Here is a 17891-nt window from a genome sequence, read left to right as displayed (position 1 = left end):
ATTATTCAGGATAAATGCATTACATTTGCAACTCTATATTAATATATGTATATGGTATTTTCGACACTTACAGCAATTTCGCCCGTAGATGGGCGCTATAGAAGCAAAGCAGAGAATCTGGCAGCTTATTTTTCAGAATATGCACTCATAAAATATAGAGTGCGGGTAGAGGTAGAGTATTTTATAACTCTTTCTGAATTTCTTCCGCAATTAGAAGAATTGAATACTTCGGAAATTAAAGCGGAACTCAGAAAAATTTATATGAATTTTTCTGAAGAAGATGCACTACGTGTAAAGGAGATTGAAAGCGTAACAAACCATGATGTAAAGGCTGTAGAATATTTTATTAAAGAAAAAACAGATAATTTCCTTGCCGAAAAATATCATGAATTTATACATTTCGGCCTGACGTCCCAAGATATAAACAATACGTCTGTCCCTCTTTCGTTGAAAGATGCAATGAATGAGGTTTATTATCCCGGCATACAGGAAATAATAGATACATTGAAAAAGTATGCAGAAGAATGGATGAATATTCCTATGTTGGCAAAGACACATGGCCAGCCTGCTTCTCCTACACGTCTTGGAAAAGAGATTATGGTCTTTGTCTATAGATTGGAACAGCAATTGGCTTTGCTTAAAGCTATCCCGGTCTCTGCGAAATTTGGAGGAGCAACAGGCAATTTTAATGCTCACAGAGTTGCATATCCTGAGTATGACTGGAAAGCTTTCGGTAATAGATTTGTGAATGAAGTATTGGGCTTAAGCCGTGAACAATGGACAACACAGATTTCAAATTATGATAATCTGGCTGCTATTTTTGATGGAATGAAGCGTATCAATACAATAATGATCGATCTGAATCGTGATTTCTGGCAATATATTTCAATGGAATATTTCAAGCAGAAGATAAAAGCCGGAGAGGTTGGTTCGTCTGCTATGCCTCATAAAGTGAATCCGATTGATTTTGAAAATGCTGAAGGCAATTTAGGTATGGCTAATGCTATTTTGGAGCATCTGGCAACAAAGTTGCCGGTATCCCGCTTACAACGGGATTTGACGGATTCTACTGTGCTTCGTAATGTCGGAGTACCTATGGCACATATCGAAATTGCATGTAAAAGCTTAACAAAAGGTCTGGGTAAATTGTTATTAAATGAAAATGCTTTATCAAGGGACTTGGATAAATGTTGGGCTGTTGTTGCAGAAGGAATACAGACTATATTACGTCGTGAAGGTTATCCGAAACCTTATGAAGCGTTGAAGGCTCTGACTCGTACGAACGAGGCTATTACGGAACAGTCTATTTCTGATTTTATAGATACATTGGAAGTTAGCGACAATATTAAGAGGGAATTAAAGGCGGTAACGCCGCATAATTATACAGGTATTTAGTGAAATGTTTAGGTGGCCGTGAGGCTACCAATTAGTTAATTATTATTTAATATACAACAATGAGTACAGAAGAAAGAGATGAATCTCAGCCGCGTCCAAGAAAAGTGATACCAAGTATCAGACGGGAAAACACAGACCAGGAAGGTGAAAGAAGACCTTACAATCAGGGATATAACAGACCTGAAGGTAACAACTATGAACGAAGATCATATAATCGTCCTACTCGGGATGACCGGGGTGGTTATAACAGATCTTCTTATGGAGATAACCGCTCTTCGTATGGCGATCGTCAAAATTCGTATGGAGATCGTCCAAGTCGTCCACGTACGTATGACAATCGTGATGGAGGGTATAACCGGGAAGGTAATTATTCCCGTGGCGGAGGATATAATCGTCCTTCTTATGGAAATAACAGACCATCTTATGGTGGTGGCGAACAGCGTCAGTACAATCGCCCTTCGCGTCCGAATTATGATGATAACAGACCGTCGAGAGCCTATTCTGCAGGTCCTTTAGGGGATGCTGAAGGAGATGGAATGAAAAAGAGAAGACCACGCGTTGGTGATGCTCGCGTAAATTCGTATGATAATCGCGATAATCGTGGAGGCAGACCTTCTTACGGGAATAATAATTCTTATGGAGGTGGCCGTAATGGTGGTTATAATAACAGACGTCCTAATAATAACTACCGTTCAAATGATTATAATCCGAATGCTAAATACAGCTTCCAGAAACAGTTAAAATACAAGGAAGTATTAGCTGACCCGAATGAACCTATTCGTTTGAATAAATTCTTGTCCAATGCCGGTGTTTGCTCACGCCGTGAAGCTGATGAATACATCCAGGCTGGTGTTGTAAGAGTTAATGATGTGGTGGTTACGGAATTGGGAACAAAGATTACCCGCCAGGATAAAGTTATGTTCCATGATCAACCGGTACAGATAGAAAGTAAAGTATATATTGTACTGAATAAGCCGAAAAATTGTGTAACAACATCGGATGATCCTCAGGAACGTTTAACTGTTATGGATTTGGTAAAGAATGCTTGCCAGGAACGTATTTATCCGGTAGGCCGTCTGGACCGTAATACAACGGGTGTATTGTTGTTGACAAATGATGGTGATCTTGCATCTAAACTGACTCATCCGTCATTTAAGAAAAAGAAGATATACCACGTATGGCTGGATAAGAATGTATCTATTGAAGATATGGAAAAGATTGCTAATGGCTTGGAACTGGAAGATGGCGAAATTCATGCAGATGCTATCAGTTATGCAAGTGAAGATGATAAGAGCCAGGTTGGTATTGAAATTCATTCAGGACGTAACCGTATCGTTCGTCGTATATTCGAATCTCTTGGCTACCATGTAACAAAGTTGGACCGTGTTTATTTTGCCGGTCTTACTAAGAAGAATTTGGGAAGAGGGAAATGGCGCTATCTGAACGAAAGAGAAGTAAATGCTCTCCGGATGGGAGCTTTTGAATAAGTTACAGAAGTTAGCCGGTTTCTAGCCGGCTAACTTGTTTTGATTACTTAAGAATAAAAATATAAACATGGAAACAATTACTAGAACAAAAATTGTAGATGTACTGAAAAGCGTAGCTTTCGGTTCGACCGTTAACGTAAAAGGTTGGGTACGTACCCGCAGAGGTAGTAAGCAAGTTAATTTTATTGCTTTGAATGACGGCTCTACAATAAATAATGTTCAGATCGTTGTGGATGTGGAAAAGTTGGGTGAAGAATATCTGAAACCGGTTACTACAGGTGCATGTATTAGTGTAAATGGTATTTTGGTTGAATCACAGGGAAAAGGCCAGAATGTTGAGATCCAGGCTACGGAGATTCAGATATATGGTTCGGCGGATCCTGCTACTTATCCTTTACAGAAGAAAGGACATTCATTGGAATTCTTACGTGAAATAGCTCATTTACGTCCGCGCACGAATACTTTCGGAGCAGTTTTCCGTATTCGTCATAATATGGCAATAGCTATTCATAAGTTTTTTCATGAAAGAGGATTTTTCTATTTCCATACGCCTATTATAACAGCTTCGGACTGCGAAGGTGCAGGACAGATGTTTCAGGTAACAACGATGAATCTGTACGATCTGAAAAAAGATGAGAATGGCTCTATTATTTATGATAATGATTTTTTCGGAAAACAGGCTAGTTTAACAGTTTCAGGACAGCTCGAAGGCGAATTGGCTGCAATGGCATTGGGGGCGATTTATACATTTGGTCCTACGTTTCGTGCAGAAAACTCTAACACACCCCGTCATTTAGCTGAATTTTGGATGATTGAACCCGAAGTGGCTTTCAATGAAATTGCTGAAAATATGCAGTTGGCTGAAGACTTTATTAAATATTGTGTTCAATGGGCTTTGGATAATTGTCGTGACGATATTCAATTCCTGAATGATATGTTTGATAAGGGCTTGATTGAACGTCTGGAAGGTGTATTAAAAGAAACTTTTGTCCGTTTGCCATATACAGAAGGTGTAAAGATACTGGAAGAAGCTGTAGCCAAAGGGCATAAATTTGAATTCCCAGTATACTGGGGAGTTGATTTGGCTTCTGAACACGAACGTTATCTGGTGGAAGAACATTTCAAACGCCCGGTTATTCTGACAGATTATCCGAAGGAAATAAAAGCATTCTATATGAAGCAGAACGAAGACGGTAAGACTGTTCGTGCGATGGATGTTTTGTTCCCTAAGATTGGTGAAATTATTGGAGGTTCACAGCGTGAAGAAGATTTTGAAAAGCTTCGTACGCGTGCAGAAGAAATGGGCGTTCCGGTGAAGGATATCTGGTGGTATCTTGATACCCGCCGTTTTGGTACGGCCCCTCATTCCGGCTTCGGATTAGGATTTGAACGTTTACTCTTGTTTGTGACAGGAATGGCTAACATCAGAGATGTAATACCTTTCCCGCGTACTCCTAAAACTGCCGATTTTTAAAAGATAAGCAGGAGAATTAAATATAAAAAGAGAGCGCCTCAATTACATTTGGGGCGCTCTCTTTTTTGATGCGTATCTGATTTGATTAGGTTGCATACTTAAATTAATCAGGATGCGGATGTATTTATTCGTCGTCGTTCAGATCAATTGGAATTTGTCTTTTAAAAGCTTCCTTAAATGAGATAAGCGATTCTGTACGAGCCAATCCTAAAGGTTGAAGTTTATTATGGATAATACTCAGCAGGTGCTGGTTGTTCTTTGCGTATATTTTTATGAAAAGATCATATTGACCGGTAGTGTAATGGCATTCTACTACTTCAGGTATTTCTTTCAAAGCTTCCGTTACTGTTGGGAACTGGCCTGGAGATTTGAGAAAAAGACCCATGTATGCACATGTTTCGTAACCAACTTTCGTGTTATCTACGATAAACTCAGAACCTTTGATAACTCCGATATTTGTCAGTTTCTGAATCCGCTGGTGAATTGCAGCTCCTGACACATTACATTCCCTTGCCACTTCAAGAAATGGCATGCGGGCATTTCCAATAATCAGTTTTAAGATTTTCTCGTCTAATTCATCCAGTTGATGGTGTGCCATAAATTCGTTGTGTTTATATGTATTAAACTGTTCCTTACAATTTGATACAAATATAAGTAATAAATAATAAACGGCCTATGTTTTTGATTTTAATATTTAACTTTGTAAGAGGTCTTTATTAACCAATTAAGTATATAATTTTATGGATGTTGATCAAGTTATAGTTTGTGAGTTTGTCGAAGATTTTAAGAATCCGGTTTTAAATCAAGTGGAAAAAACATATAATGATTCTTTTCCGGAAGGTGAAAGACGTGCTTTTTCTCTAATTCGTGATTTAGTAAAGGATAATTCAAATTTTCATGTATTTGCTGTTTATCGGGAAGATGTTTATGTTGGATTTATTACGGCGTGGACATTTGATGGTTTTACATATATAGAACATTTTGCAATAGATGAAGCCGCCCGTAACGGAGGAATAGGAGGGAAGGTTTTAGGTCGGTTTCTTTCCGAGATAAAGACTCCAGTCGTTTTGGAAGTGGAATTGCCAACTGAGGAGATGAGCCGGCGCAGAATAGGCTTCTATGAGCGTTTAGGCTTTAAACTGGATAATCATGTGTATTTTCAACCTCCTTATCGTCAAGGTGAGTCTTTTATTGAAATGCGTTTGATGACCCATGGTGATATAGATTTAGGTAAATCTTTTGAATTGGTAAAGAATAATATTCATAAGCAGGTTTACGGACAATAAAAAAGGCGGGGTTTCAAACCTCGCCTTTTTTGTATTGTTGCATTAGTTTTAATCTACACGCTGAGCTGCAGAATAACTAATCTTCAGTGCATATGCTTCACGAAGTGCCTGCTTAATATCAGTTATAACACCCATCTTGGTCGATTTGTCTGCCTTGATGGATACTGTCATAAACGGCTGATCTTCTTCTTTCATACTTGACTTTTCCTGTGCGATATAATCCTGAATTTCCGATGTTTCAGCAAATGCGTCATTTAACTGAATACGAGTTTCAGAACCCATCTTTGCTCTTAAATCCGGAGTTGGTTGACCAACATAGATGAATGTCACCAATGATTTTTTTTCCAACTTTTGGAGTTCTGTAGCCTGAGGAGCTTTGAATACTACTTTCAAAGTTACTTCACGCATGGTTGTTACCATCATGATAAAGAACAAGAAGGCAAATACTAAGTCAGGTAATGATGATGTATTCAATTCAGGCATTTCACGACCGCCTGCTTTACTAAACTTTCCCATTACTTTTTGTCTCCATAATTTTTAGGTTCTGCTTCAGATATCTTTTGAGGATATATCATCTGCACAGCCTTTTGTTGTTCTTCATCCAAATCTGCAAAAGCTTTTCCGAATTTTTTCTTGGAAATGTCATCTCTTAATTCATTATAAGCTTTTGCAAGCTCATTCTGGACATTAATGTATGCCTGATACTCGGTACCACGGTCATTCATTAATGAAATGATATGGTTTTTTGTTACCATTTGTTTTCCGAAGAAAGGAACATCAACTTCTACCTTTTCAGGTTTGTGTTCGTCATTGTATGCATTTTCTACGAACTCTTTAACCTTTTCTTTCAATTGCTTGATATCAATAAACTGATCACCGCACAAAATCTGATTACTACTGTTAATCAAGATTGGCAGCAAGTTTCTCTTTTTGATATCAATATCTTCATTCTTTTGATCTTTAGGCACAGGGGGTGGCAAACGTCTTGCCAAACCTTTATCTGTATCCATAGAAGTGGTAATAAGGAAGAAGATAAGCAACATGAAAGCAATATCGGCTGAAGAAGTCGCGTTCATTGCGGGAACTTTTCTCTTTTTCTTTGCCATAATGCTTAATGTTTTATCAAAATCTTTATTACTTATCTATTTAATATTTTCTTTACAGAACCGCCAAGTACAGCAACGATGATCAATATGAATAATACAATTGCAGATTGAATCCACATATCTGTTACTTTCAACCAAAATGGAATATTGTAGCTTTGTGAGTCTGCATTCAAACCTGTTAAAGGTGTTCCGTCGCCCATTGAGTATGTAATGATAAATAGAACGGCAAATAATGCAATGACCAAAAGCGACATTAATGCTGATTTGGGGTTTGATTTTAATATGGATATAAATTGCCAAATAGCAAAAAAAGCCATACAAATAATTGTTACTATAAATATAACGTATGTCCAATCCAGAAGTAATCCGGTATATACGTATTCTTTATTGTCAGCGGTGGGATCAACCACGCCTCCTCCGAAAAACATACCCAGAACAATAATTGTGATGACAGAGCATACCAATAATGTCCAACTGGATATTTTTCTTATCTTAGTTACTGCCATAATGCTTATTATTTTTTGAATTTAAGGTTGTATTTAATAACCAAGTCAAGCAATGTGATAGAAGCGTCTTCCATCTGGTTCAGGATAGCTTCCAATTTGCTCAATAAATAGTTATAGAATATCTGAAGGATCAAAGCAACGATCAAACCACCTACAGTTGTGATCAAAGCCACTTTCATACCACCAGCAACAACCGTCGGGCTGATATCACCAACCTGTTCGATTTTATCGAACGCCATAACCATACCAACAACTGTACCCAAGAATCCTAATGACGGAGCCATTGCGATAAACAATGTGATCCAAGACATGTTCTTTTCCAAAAGACCACCCTGAACACCACCGTAAGATACGATAGATTTTTCTACAACATCGATACCCTGGTCAATTCTCATCAAACCTTGGTATGCGATAGAAGCGATAGGACCTCTTGTGTCACGAGCGATTGCTTTTGCAGCTTCTACGTCACCTTTATCCAAAGCATCTTCAATACCTTTCAATAATTTAGTAGCGTTTGTTTCAGCTAAGTTTAAATAAATGATTCTTTCCAAACAGAAAGCCAAACCTAAGATCAAAGCGATGGCAACTGTACTCATGAAGTCTGCACCACCTTCGATAAATTTAACTTTTAATGCTTGATACAAACCACCTTCAACTGCTGGTTGAGCAGCGCCTGCTGCTTCCTGCGCGAATGCTACGGTAGAAGTTCCAAGGGCACATAGTCCCAAGAATGCTTTTGCAAATAACTGTTTCATTGTGTGTTTAATTTTTAAGATTAATAATTCTCTTATTTGTTTTTATTTTTATTATTAATAATCATGGTATCATTTGCGGAGAGAGCGGGATTCGAACCCGCGAAACCCTTTAGGGGTTTACACGCTTTCCAGGCGTGCCTCTTCAACCACTCGAGCATCTCTCCAATCGGAGTTTTCTCCCTTTTCAAAACGAGCGCAAAATACGAAAAAATTCCCACATGCAAACGTTTCAGTGCACAAATCTATAGTTTTTGCTTGACATTTACGCAATATCGGAGAAATAAATTTTGATTACCTGCAAAAATATATAACTATATTAGCTTATCTACGCTTTTAAATAATTCCAGCGCATTTTTGCGGGTTGTCAAAACTGCTTCATTTATTGATATATTGTATGTTTCAGCCACCTTTTCCGCAGTCTTCCAGATGTAGGCCGGTTCGTTTCTTTTGCCTCTGTAAGGTACCGGTGCAAGATAGGGGGCATCTGTTTCTAAAACGATATGGTGAATGCTTGTTTGCTTTATCGTATCGGCTAATTTGGCATTTTTAAATGTGATAACACCATTGATGCCAATCATGAAGTTGGGTAATCTTTTTATTTCTTCAAGTTCCTTATCGTTTCCTGTGAAACTATGGAATACCCCTCGCAACTTATCTGCTCCTACTTTATGGATACAATCGAAAACTTCCTGGAAAGCTTCACGGGTATGAATAGCTACCGGAAGATTTAAATCCAAGCTCCATCTGAGTTGTTCTTCGAATACTATTTTTTGTTCTTTCAGATATGTTTTATCCCAATATAAATCAATCCCGATTTCTCCAATTGCACAATATGACCTCTTTTCTAAATAAGATTCTGTCTTTTTAAGTGCATCGATATAGTTTTCATCTACACTTGTAGGGTGTAATCCCATCATAGGGAATGCGAAATCCGGATATTTATCACATAAACCATGCATACGGTCTATCGTTGTTAAATCCACATTCGGTAAAAGAAGTGTGTCAATACCTGAATCTTGTGCGGCTTTGACTAAAGTGTCTTGCTCAGGATCAAAATCGTCTAAATATAAATGATTGTGGGTATCTATTATTTTCATACTAAGACTGGCGGTTCATTAAACAGTCGCAAACATCTTTCAATACATATAATTTCTCGTCGGAAACACTAAGTTGGTCTAGGCATTTCATTGCTTCGTCATAATAAGATTGAATTTTGTTCTCAGTCAGAGTTTTTAGGTTCAGTTGATCATATATATGTGTAAAAGATGCGATTTTTTCTTCCGGTTTATATGTTTTTTTACCAAACCATAGATTCATCGTTTCCTTTTGTTCTTTAGAGGCAAGATGCAGGGCATTGACAAGTAAAAATGTTTTCTTATTGCAAAGAATATCTCCTCCGATGTTTTTTCCGAAAGTGGCTGTGTCGCCATAAACGTCAAGTAAATCATCTTGTAATTGGAATGCAAGTCCTATATAGATACCGTATTGGTATAAGTTGTTTGCATCACTCTCGGTGGCACCTCCTAAAATAGCTCCTGTTTTTAGGCTGCAAGCTAACAAAACGGCTGTTTTTAGCCGGATCATTTCAATATATTCGGCTTCGCTTACATCCATCCGCGATTCGAATTCCATATCATATTGTTGCCCGCCGCATATTTCGAGAGCGGTAACAGTGAATAAGTCCAATATCTCTTTTAAGTGTCTGGCTTCGGTTTCTCCGATTAACTGGTAGGCTGCAATCAGCATGGCATCTCCCGAAAGGATTGCTGTATTTGCGTTCCACACTTTATGGACGGTCGGTTTGTTTCTTCTTTTGTCTGCTTCATCCATCAAATCATCATGCAGTAATGTAAAGTTGTGAAAGACCTCAAGTCCCAGAGCTGGTTTTATTGCATTCTCGATAGAGGCATTATATATATTGCACGCCATTAATGTCAGTGCCGGACGTATTCTTTTCCCTCCAAGTGATAAGATGTATTCTATCGGATCATATAAACTTTTGGGAGGATAATTGAATTGAAGGTTTGATATTTCTTCTTCAATTCTCTGTAATATGTCTTTAAATGATAGCATGGATTGATCTTTGTTTTGTGATAAGATGAAATATAACAAAAAAGGCTGCATATTGTCCGCAGCCTTTTCTGATAATACTATTTGTATACTAATTCAATCTGAATGTGATAGGTACGGTATACTTAACACGTACTGGTTTACCTCTCTGCTTACCCGGTGTCCATTTAGGCATTGAGTTTACCACGCGGATAGCCTCTTTGTCCAATGCTGGGTCTACACCGCGAACTACTTCTGCGTCAACAACAGAGCCGTCGCGGTTGATAACGAATGAGCAGATTACACGTCCCTGAATACCATTTTCCTGTGCAATAACCGGATATTTAACCGATTTACCGAGGAATTTCAATAATTCGGCATCACCACCCGGGAACTTTGGCATTTCTTCTACAACAGTGAAGATCGTCTGTGCAGACTCTTCTTCTTCTTCAACTACTGCTGGAGGTGTATATGTTTGATGCTGAGCTTCCTTCTGGTTGTCTTCAGAGGTTACGATATCTTGTTGCTCCAGATCGGTGTCGTCATCAACAACGGTTAAAACTTCGGCTACTACTTGCGCTGGTGGAGGTGGAGGAGGTGGAGGAGTATTCTCCGGTCTTGTAATCTCAATTTCCTCTTCTGCGATTACGTCAGCAACCTGATCGCTCGCTGTTGCTACCTGAATGTCGCGGTTTCCCCATTCGAAACCTACGAACAGAATGGCTAAACCAACAACAAGTCCCATAAAGGTACTGATTGTCTTGCCTTTTTCCAGGTCCGCTTTCGGTGATTTCTTAATTTCCATATGACTATTTAGTTATAAAATATGTGTTTTCCAATACTGCAAAAATACGAATTATTTTATATGTTGTATACCTTTTTGATATTTTTTCCGTTTCTGATAATGGGAAACCGTATACATGGGAAATAAGCAGGGCTTTTTCCTGATTTGCGGGTGTAAAGTAAAGACAATTTTCTGAATTAATGTATCTTTGGATGCTTTTTGTTGAAAAAATATGAGAAATATATTATTCGTGTTATTCATCTTTGTTTTCGCCGGAACTTCTTCGGCGCAGAATGGTGATGAAGTATTTGATTTTCTTCGGATTCCTAACTCTGCCAGGGTGAATTCCCTGGGTGGGCATAATATATCTATAATAGAAAGAGACCCGTCACTGATCTTTCATAATCCTGCATTATTGGGTGCGGAAATGGATAAAATGGTAAATCTGAATTATATGAACTATATTTCGGATGTTAATGCCGGAAGTGCCCTTTTTACAAAAGCTCTGAAAGAACATAGCGCATGGGGAGTTGGTGCTTCTTTTTTCAGTTATGGTAATTTAAAAGAGACAACCGGAGAGAATCAGATAATAGGCGATTTTTCGGCTAAAGACATCAGTGTGGTAGGATTTTACTCTCACGACCTGAATGACAGATGGCGCGGAGGTCTTTCCTTAAAGTTTTTATACTCGTCTATTGCAGACTATACATCTATAGGTTTGTGTGTGGATGCCGGGTTGAGCTATTATAACTCCGAAAAAGAATTTTCGGCGGGTATTACGTTGAAAAATATCGGAGCGCAATTAAAGCCCTATGATAATAAGCGCCAGAAAATGCCGTGGGATATTCAAGCCGGTATAAGTAAAAAAATGAGGCATGCCCCGATCCGTTTTTCTTTAACGGCAATGTATTTAAACCGGTGGAAGTTTGACTATGTAGATGATTCCGATCAGGAATATAAGGGAGATAACTTCTTTAAAGCTTTAGTGAAGCATTTTGTTATAGGCGTCGATTATATTCCTTCCGACAATTTTTGGATTGGTGTGGGCTTTAATCCCAAAACAAGTTTGGATATGAAGCTACGTGATGGCGGCGGAGCCTTGTCCGGTTTTTCTGCCGGGGCGGGAGTGAAAATAAAAATGTTTGATGTGGGAGCTTCTATTGCCAAATATAACCCTTCCGCATTATCGCTGATGATCAGTGTTTCTATGACTTTGGACGACTTTAAGAACTAGCCGAATCATTTTTTATTCTTCTTGACGGTCTTGTTTTTCAAGAAGAAATTAACTGGGCATACCTTGTCTGTTAAAGAAATTGATAAGGCTATGCCTTTTTTTATGCTTGAAACTTAGTGAGTTGGACGCTACCTGTTAAGTTTATCATGCCTGTTTTTTATATAAAAGATCCTGTGCATATATTCTTTTGACCCAGGTCAAAAGAATATATGTTCCTAATGTTTCTGATAAAATAGTGCTTGTTTCAAAATAAGAAAAAGCTATTTTGATATTAGTCGATAGAAAGGTTGCTTTTTGTAGACGCTTGCATTTTACAATATATTCCTGACTCTTTTTACATATCTATATTTATGTACGCGTGTACATACATATTAATATTCAATCGATGTATCTGTTTTATTCTACAAATGTCATTATTCTCTGAGGATTGTTGTGGGTGAAGGCTTTGGGTAAAATTAGTATTATTATATTATTTCTCTAGTTATTCAATATAAGAAGAATAATACAGGTTTTACGTTATTCAATTAGTTGATTTTTAGTAGGTAGATCAAGATATTATAGTGACTAGGGAAAACGTTCGTTTTCATTAGTCATTGCAAAGGTACATGTTTCTTCCATTCCTGCAACCCTTTTCGAATATTTTTTTATCATCCTATCTGCTTTCTTATCAAGAATATAAGCTATCAATTACAAAACAATCGCTTCAGGTTACGAATTACCCGAAAACAGCTAAAAAAATGACTAATCTAGACCAACGTTTTCCCTAGTCATATTTTATGCGTTCGGAATAATGAAACGCTTTGATTTATAGAACTTTTAATGAACACTATTATTAATATTAATTAATTAGATTATGAACAAAAGATTTTCTACTCTTTTGGCTGCCGCTCTGGTAGCCGGTGGACTATCAGCAAGTGCGCAGAGTGCTGTTAGCATTGAAAACGGAGCTGTGACCGGTGGTGATGCACAAAAAGCGGAAGCACCTTATGTGGCCGGTAAATATTATCATTTATCTGTTGAGGCATCTGGTTTGACTAGTGGCGTATTATCGTTAGAAAAGAGCTATGATGGAAAGAAAGATTCTTTGATCTCTATTGTTTTAGGCGAACGTTTAGATGCATTTTCAAATCCGCAGGAACTGAAAGCTCGTAAGATAGCTCAGGTAGACTCTGCTTTGTGGCAACTTAATGTAAAAGATGCCACGGCTGTTATTAAAACATACGAGTTTGTTAATAAAGCAACAGGAGCTAAGTTGAGCCTTGATCCTAAAGAAAAAGCAGCTTATTTATCTGTAGCAGAAGGATCTGTGTCAGAATGGGCTTGGGACGGAACTAAATTGGTTAGCGGCGATTATGCACTGAATGCAGATGGCACTACTAACACACCTGAAATTACTTTCAAAAAAGGTGGCGTAAATACCTTGGCAGCTTTTGAACCGGCTTTGATCAAGATGACAGCAGCCGATTTGAATGCTTACGGTGGTGATTGGTTTGAACTGTCGGTTAGCGATGCAATCGTTTCCGGTTCGGATGCTAATCTTTCTAAGGTAAAATTCCAGGCTATCCAGGCGAGAAATCATGATCAAGCTGCAGGTGGTGGCGGTGCCGAAATGGACGGTGTCTATCTGAAAGCTGTAGGAAAAGAAGTTAAAGGCAAAAAGGTGACCGATGGTACTGATATTAAGAATGGCAATGTATTCTTGGTATTGGATACGGTTGCTCATGCTGGTGTCTCTTTCGATACAAAGGTAGGCGTTGGTTTGAAATTTGCTTTAGATACACTGCCTCAGAATACAACTGTTACAGGCGACTCTATCGGATATGCAAGCCGTGTTGATGGAACTTTGGGAGTTGATGCAACAGACTATAACGGACTTTTGGCAGAAGCCTTTACCTTTGGTCGCGACTCAATGGTATTCCAATATTACTTTTTCCGTAATCCGGCCGTTGAAGGCAGCGATGCCTTGATTGGTTTAGCTGGTGGTGTGCAGGTTACTGAAAAGACAAAAGCAACTGGTGGTTATGCGTGTGCAGGATCAAATGTTGGTGAAACAACTGCTGCTGGAAAGGGTGCATACATCGCTTTGTATGGTTCTACAGGAGCAACTCCGGTTGTAACATTGTTCCCTATTTCTGAAACAGCAGATATTACACCTGCTAACTTGCAGTTAGGTGCCGGTACAAAGGCTGATATTGCAGAAGGTTTGTATTATATGGCTTATTATACAGCAGGAACGAGCCACGCTGACAAGAAAGCAGTATCAGAAAAATTTGCTACAGCTAAAATGACTTCGGCTGCAACTTCTTGGGCAGAAGCTACAGCATCTGCTCCTATGATGAACAGTGATGTTACTTACGGTGGCGACAATACGGTTTCTCCTCTTGTTCCGGCTACTCAGTGGAGAGTGAGCAAAACAATTGGCGGTTATACGATTGCAAACCGTGAAATAGCAGGTTTGAGTAAGTCTAAGCAAATTTATACTACTACAATTAAGAATGTGTTTAAGTTTGGTGGAGACTCTATCATCCTTGTTGCTGTAAACAATGATAAAGCTACTGATAAATATGTAGGTTACAAGCATTTTACAGCTGATGAGCTGAAGACTATGGCTGTTGCATTGAAGTTCAACAACCCGTTAGGAAACGATTCATACGTATATCTCAAGAACGACTCTGTTTTGGCTGCTAAAGCAATGGAAGATTATACAGCCGGCGCTACTTATTTTACATTGGTTCCTGCTGCCGGAGGTTCTTATAAATTTGATGCAGACAATGCCGAACGTCAGGCTTATTTGCTGAAGGCTCGTTTCGATGATAAAAAAGTGGTTGGTTTCCCGAATGGAAATGTTAACGTAAATAAGGAAAACCTGAAGATGACGAACTTCCGTCAGTTTACAGATTACACAGCTAACGGATATGCAAAATCAGACTCCATTGCTGTTGTATTCCGTCAGACATTGAAAGAAGGCGAATATGATTTGATTATCATCTCAGGACAGCTTAACGCTAACAATGCTCAGCAATTCTCTGCAGCTTCATTGTATAGTGCAACAGCTCATACAGATTCTATTATCTCGGTTTCAGGTTCAACAATGGGATTGATTAAGACAGCTTATACTTCAAACCAGGCTGGTACATTCTCTGTCATTGTTCCGGATGCGCCTAAATATGCAGACGTAGTAAAGAGCAAACCTTTGCATGCACGTATCTATTCTACAGCAAATACTTCTTTGGCAATTTCTGTAAATGATAAGAAAGAGGGTATATTGAAATCGGTAACAGATCTGAAGGCTGATGCTTATACGGAAGATAACTTCAAAATGTTTGTTGATACAGCAGATATGACACAAGTTGATCAACCTAAGTTCTATATTCGTACAAACCAGGTGGCAGACCTTACTTCTGAAGAAGTGGCAGACGGACAGAGCTACTATATGTCATTAAATGATGGTGAAAATGCTATCCTGTTCAGAAAAGCAAAACAGATTGGTGCAACAAAAGATTCTTTGGTTGTATTCCGTCCGGCTACATTAACTAAGCCGGCCAACGATACAATTAACATTAAGAAGGCAACTCCTGCCCAGTTGTTTGCATTCCAGGTAACTCCGGAAGATGGTGCTTACTATGTTAAGAACTTGAAGACTAATAAGTATTTGAGCCAGGTTAATGGCGTTCTGAAATTGGATGCTACTGCTCCTCTTTCATTTAGTTTGAATACAAAAGTTGATACTCCAACCGGCAACGAATCAACAGAAGCTAACACTATCAGTGTAGTAGCTGGCGAAGGCAACGTAACAGTTTACGGTGCTGCAGGTAAGGAAGTAATCGTATCTAACGTATTAGGTCAGAAGACTACAATCGTTGCAACTTCAGACAGTGAAGTGATTGCTGCTCCTCAGGGCGTTGTAATCGTAGCTGTAGAAGGTGAAGCAGCAGTTAAGGCTGTTGTGAAGTAAACAAGACGATTTTTATTTAAAATAATTTTAATGCTTCATGCGGAGTTAACCCAAGTACCTTGTGATAGGGGAACAAATGAAGCGATATTAATACTAAAGTAATAAAATTAAAATTTTGGCTGTTGGTACTCTCGGGAGAAAGGAAGACAGTATGACAAACAAAGGCTCCGGTGGTGTAAACTGCCGGGGCTTTTTTATCGTTGGGATATTTCGTATATTTGTACTTCATTTAAAGGTGAATACAAAATGAAAAAGATAGTTATTGCAATAGACGGATTTTCTTCTTGCGGCAAAAGCACAATGGCTAAAGACCTGGCTAAAGAAATAGGATATACATATATTGATACGGGAGCTATGTACCGGGCTGTCACCTTATACAGCATTCAGCAAGGTTTTTTCTCCGGCAACCGGCTTGATGAAGAAAAGTTGAGAACTTCGATGGATACTATTCGTATTACCCAACGTTTCAATTCTGAAACAGGACGTTCCGATACTTTTCTGAATGGGGTAAATGTAGAAAATGAGATCCGGAGCATGGAAGTGGCTGGTAAAGTTAGTTTGATAGCAGCACTGCCGTTTGTGAGACATGCCATGGTTCCGTTGCAGCAAAAAATGGGAGAGGAGAAAGGTGTTGTAATGGATGGCAGGGATATAGGTACAGTGGTATATCCTGATGCCGAGTTGAAGATATTTGTAACGGCCTCTCCTGAAATACGTGCTCAGCGCCGTTTGGATGAATTAAAGGCAAAGGGTGATACCAAATCTACCTTCGAGGATGTATTGCTTAATGTCAAAGAGCGTGATGAAATAGATTCAACCCGTAAAGAAGGTCCGTTGCGTCAGGCCGAAGATGCTTTGGTTCTGGATAATTCTTACATGACTATTCCTGAGCAAAAGCTATGGTTGTTGCAACAATTCCATAATGTTGCCGGTTCTTAACAATCAATTGTCTGCAAAAATGTTGGAAGTAGAGATAGATAAGAGTTCCGGTTTTTGTTTTGGTGTGGTTACTGCCATAGAAAGTGCTGAAAGGGAATTGAACAATACGGACATTTTGTATTGTTTGGGTGATATTGTGCATAATAGCCTGGAAGTTGAACGTCTTCGTGAGATGGGATTGCAAACGATAGAACATGACGAGTTTGCCCGGCTGAAAGGGAAGAAAGTATTACTTCGTGCCCATGGCGAGCCTCCTTCTACGTATGAAATGGCTGTGCAAAACAATATAACGATTGTAGACGCTACTTGTCCGGTAGTATTACAATTACAACGTAAAATCCATAAGTATTATATTGAAACGCGGGCCGATAATATTCAGCTGGTAATTTATGGAAAAAAAGGCCATGCCGAGGTGAACGGCTTGGTTGGTCAAACTGAAGGAACGGCTATTGTTGTTGAAAAGGTGGAAGATTTGGATAAACTGGATTTTGACCGGGGCATTTGTTTGTTTTCGCAGACTACCAAATCTTTGGATGGTTTTCGCAATGTGGTAGCCGAAATACAAAAACGAATAGCCGACGGGGTGACCTTTAAATATTTTGATACGATTTGCCGCCAGGTAGCCAATCGTTTACCCAATATAAAAGCATTTGCATCCAGCCATGATTGGGTTTATTTTGTTGCCGGAAAGAAAAGTTCAAACGGAAAGATGCTGTTTGAAGAATGCCGGAAGGCAAACCCTAACTCATTGTTTATATCCGATGCGGAAGAAATTACAGAACCGTTGCCGGAAGGCGTGAAACGTGTGGGCGTATGTGGCGCCACATCTACACCTAAGTGGTTAATGGAAAAGGTAGCCGAAAGGATCAAGGAATTGAATGCTAAGGGATGATAAAATGATTAAGATTATATGAAGTTTCG

16 protein-coding genes and 1 tRNA gene are annotated in these 17891 nt (G+C 38.8%); 8 read left to right on the top strand and 9 right to left on the bottom strand.

Translation table 11 applies throughout. The features are described 5' to 3' along the window. Positions 1-51: 51 nt before the first annotated feature. From purB to asnS, 3 genes are all read left to right on the top strand, one after another. Positions 52-1395: an adenylosuccinate lyase gene (gene purB / locus CTY47_RS08255; RefSeq protein WP_099464851.1), complete on the top strand. Its 1344-nt coding sequence runs from the start codon at positions 52-54 to the stop codon at positions 1393-1395. Between the two features lie 59 nt (positions 1396-1454). Further along, the gene (locus CTY47_RS08250; protein ID WP_099464307.1) at positions 1455-2882 is read left to right on the top strand and encodes a pseudouridine synthase; all 1428 of its coding nucleotides are present in this window, start codon (positions 1455-1457) and stop codon (positions 2880-2882) included. Positions 2883-2949: 67 nt separating this feature from the next. After that, a complete protein-coding gene (gene asnS / locus CTY47_RS08245) occupies positions 2950-4356 on the top strand; it encodes an asparagine--tRNA ligase (RefSeq protein ID WP_099464306.1) in 1407 nt (468 codons plus the stop codon). 124 nt (positions 4357-4480) lie between these two features. Here asnS and CTY47_RS08240 read toward each other — a convergent pair whose 3' ends face one another. After that, on the bottom strand, positions 4481-4954 hold the full coding sequence (locus CTY47_RS08240; protein ID WP_099464305.1) for an Lrp/AsnC family transcriptional regulator: 474 nt from the start codon (positions 4952-4954) through the stop codon (positions 4481-4483). Between the two features lie 142 nt (positions 4955-5096). Here CTY47_RS08240 and CTY47_RS08235 point away from each other — a divergent pair, with 142 nt between their 5' ends. Then, positions 5097-5642: a GNAT family N-acetyltransferase gene (locus CTY47_RS08235; protein ID WP_099464304.1), complete on the top strand. Its 546-nt coding sequence runs from the start codon at positions 5097-5099 to the stop codon at positions 5640-5642. Between the two features lie 48 nt (positions 5643-5690). Here CTY47_RS08235 and CTY47_RS08230 read toward each other — a convergent pair whose 3' ends face one another. The 8 genes from CTY47_RS08230 to CTY47_RS08195 form a co-directional block, all read right to left on the bottom strand. Further along, positions 5691-6158 (bottom strand): ExbD/TolR family protein, encoded by a 468-nt coding sequence (locus CTY47_RS08230; RefSeq protein ID WP_099464303.1) that lies wholly within the window; start codon positions 6156-6158, stop codon positions 5691-5693. After that, positions 6158-6748, bottom strand: coding sequence for a biopolymer transporter ExbD (locus CTY47_RS08225; RefSeq protein WP_099464302.1), 591 nt, complete (start codon positions 6746-6748; stop codon positions 6158-6160). Before CTY47_RS08225 ends, CTY47_RS08230 begins: the two co-directional genes overlap by 1 nt. Before the next feature lie 32 nt (positions 6749-6780). After that, positions 6781-7254: a hypothetical protein gene (locus CTY47_RS08220; RefSeq protein ID WP_099464301.1), complete on the bottom strand. Its 474-nt coding sequence runs from the start codon at positions 7252-7254 to the stop codon at positions 6781-6783. Between the two features lie 8 nt (positions 7255-7262). Further along, positions 7263-8009, bottom strand: a complete 747-nt coding sequence (locus CTY47_RS08215) for a MotA/TolQ/ExbB proton channel family protein (protein ID WP_099464300.1) — start codon at positions 8007-8009, stop codon at positions 7263-7265. Positions 8010-8085: 76 nt separating this feature from the next. Continuing rightward, a tRNA-Ser gene (locus tag CTY47_RS08210) sits at positions 8086-8173 on the bottom strand. A gap of 147 nt (positions 8174-8320) precedes the next feature. Continuing rightward, positions 8321-9106 carry a TatD family hydrolase gene (locus CTY47_RS08205; protein WP_099464299.1) on the bottom strand — a complete coding sequence of 262 codons (786 nt, stop codon included), beginning with the start codon at positions 9104-9106 and terminating at the stop codon, positions 8321-8323. 1 nt (position 9107) lies between these two features. Further along, positions 9108-10082, bottom strand: a complete 975-nt coding sequence (locus CTY47_RS08200) for a polyprenyl synthetase family protein (RefSeq protein WP_099464298.1) — start codon at positions 10080-10082, stop codon at positions 9108-9110. Positions 10083-10170: 88 nt separating this feature from the next. Beyond that, positions 10171-10863: an energy transducer TonB gene (locus CTY47_RS08195; protein WP_099464297.1), complete on the bottom strand. Its 693-nt coding sequence runs from the start codon at positions 10861-10863 to the stop codon at positions 10171-10173. Positions 10864-11074: 211 nt separating this feature from the next. On the opposite strand from CTY47_RS08195, the gene porQ reads away from it, so the two are divergent. The 4 genes from porQ to CTY47_RS08170 all read left to right on the top strand — a co-directional run bounded on the left by porQ (position 11075) and on the right by CTY47_RS08170 (position 17862). Then, on the top strand, positions 11075-12076 hold the full coding sequence (gene porQ / locus CTY47_RS08190) for a type IX secretion system protein PorQ (protein WP_099464296.1): 1002 nt from the start codon (positions 11075-11077) through the stop codon (positions 12074-12076). 853 nt (positions 12077-12929) lie between these two features. Next, positions 12930-16031: a DUF6383 domain-containing protein gene (locus tag CTY47_RS17585; RefSeq protein ID WP_099464295.1), complete on the top strand. Its 3102-nt coding sequence runs from the start codon at positions 12930-12932 to the stop codon at positions 16029-16031. A 246-nt stretch (positions 16032-16277) separates the two neighbouring features. Next, the gene (cmk, locus tag CTY47_RS08175; RefSeq protein ID WP_099464293.1) at positions 16278-16970 is read left to right on the top strand and encodes a (d)CMP kinase; all 693 of its coding nucleotides are present in this window, start codon (positions 16278-16280) and stop codon (positions 16968-16970) included. Positions 16971-16989: 19 nt separating this feature from the next. Beyond that, positions 16990-17862: a 4-hydroxy-3-methylbut-2-enyl diphosphate reductase gene (locus CTY47_RS08170; RefSeq protein WP_099464850.1), complete on the top strand. Its 873-nt coding sequence runs from the start codon at positions 16990-16992 to the stop codon at positions 17860-17862. The last annotated feature ends 29 nt before the right edge of the window (positions 17863-17891 follow it).

The organism is Parabacteroides provencensis, assembly GCF_900232875.1.
GTDB classification, from domain to species: Bacteria; Bacteroidota; Bacteroidia; order Bacteroidales; family Tannerellaceae; genus Parabacteroides; species Parabacteroides chinchillae.
The sequence above is the reverse complement of the archived record's forward strand: the minus strand, read 5'-3'. Positions and strand labels throughout refer to the sequence as shown.

Coding starts and splice junctions, on each gene's coding strand:
- purB (WP_099464851.1), top strand. CDS start 52: ATGGTATTTTCGACACTTACAGCAATTTCGCCCGTAGATGGGCGCTAT.
- CTY47_RS08250 (WP_099464307.1), top strand. CDS start 1,455: ATGAGTACAGAAGAAAGAGATGAATCTCAGCCGCGTCCAAGAAAAGTG.
- asnS (WP_099464306.1), top strand. CDS start 2,950: ATGGAAACAATTACTAGAACAAAAATTGTAGATGTACTGAAAAGCGTA.
- CTY47_RS08240 (WP_099464305.1), bottom strand. CDS start 4,954: ATGGCACACCATCAACTGGATGAATTAGACGAGAAAATCTTAAAACTG.
- CTY47_RS08235 (WP_099464304.1), top strand. CDS start 5,097: ATGGATGTTGATCAAGTTATAGTTTGTGAGTTTGTCGAAGATTTTAAG.
- CTY47_RS08230 (WP_099464303.1), bottom strand. CDS start 6,158: ATGGGAAAGTTTAGTAAAGCAGGCGGTCGTGAAATGCCTGAATTGAAT.
- CTY47_RS08225 (WP_099464302.1), bottom strand. CDS start 6,748: ATGGCAAAGAAAAAGAGAAAAGTTCCCGCAATGAACGCGACTTCTTCA.
- CTY47_RS08220 (WP_099464301.1), bottom strand. CDS start 7,254: ATGGCAGTAACTAAGATAAGAAAAATATCCAGTTGGACATTATTGGTA.
- CTY47_RS08215 (WP_099464300.1), bottom strand. CDS start 8,009: ATGAAACAGTTATTTGCAAAAGCATTCTTGGGACTATGTGCCCTTGGA.
- CTY47_RS08205 (WP_099464299.1), bottom strand. CDS start 9,106: ATGAAAATAATAGATACCCACAATCATTTATATTTAGACGATTTTGAT.
- CTY47_RS08200 (WP_099464298.1), bottom strand. CDS start 10,082: ATGCTATCATTTAAAGACATATTACAGAGAATTGAAGAAGAAATATCA.
- CTY47_RS08195 (WP_099464297.1), bottom strand. CDS start 10,863: ATGGAAATTAAGAAATCACCGAAAGCGGACCTGGAAAAAGGCAAGACA.
- porQ (WP_099464296.1), top strand. CDS start 11,075: ATGAGAAATATATTATTCGTGTTATTCATCTTTGTTTTCGCCGGAACT.
- CTY47_RS17585 (WP_099464295.1), top strand. CDS start 12,930: ATGAACAAAAGATTTTCTACTCTTTTGGCTGCCGCTCTGGTAGCCGGT.
- cmk (WP_099464293.1), top strand. CDS start 16,278: ATGAAAAAGATAGTTATTGCAATAGACGGATTTTCTTCTTGCGGCAAA.
- CTY47_RS08170 (WP_099464850.1), top strand. CDS start 16,990: ATGTTGGAAGTAGAGATAGATAAGAGTTCCGGTTTTTGTTTTGGTGTG.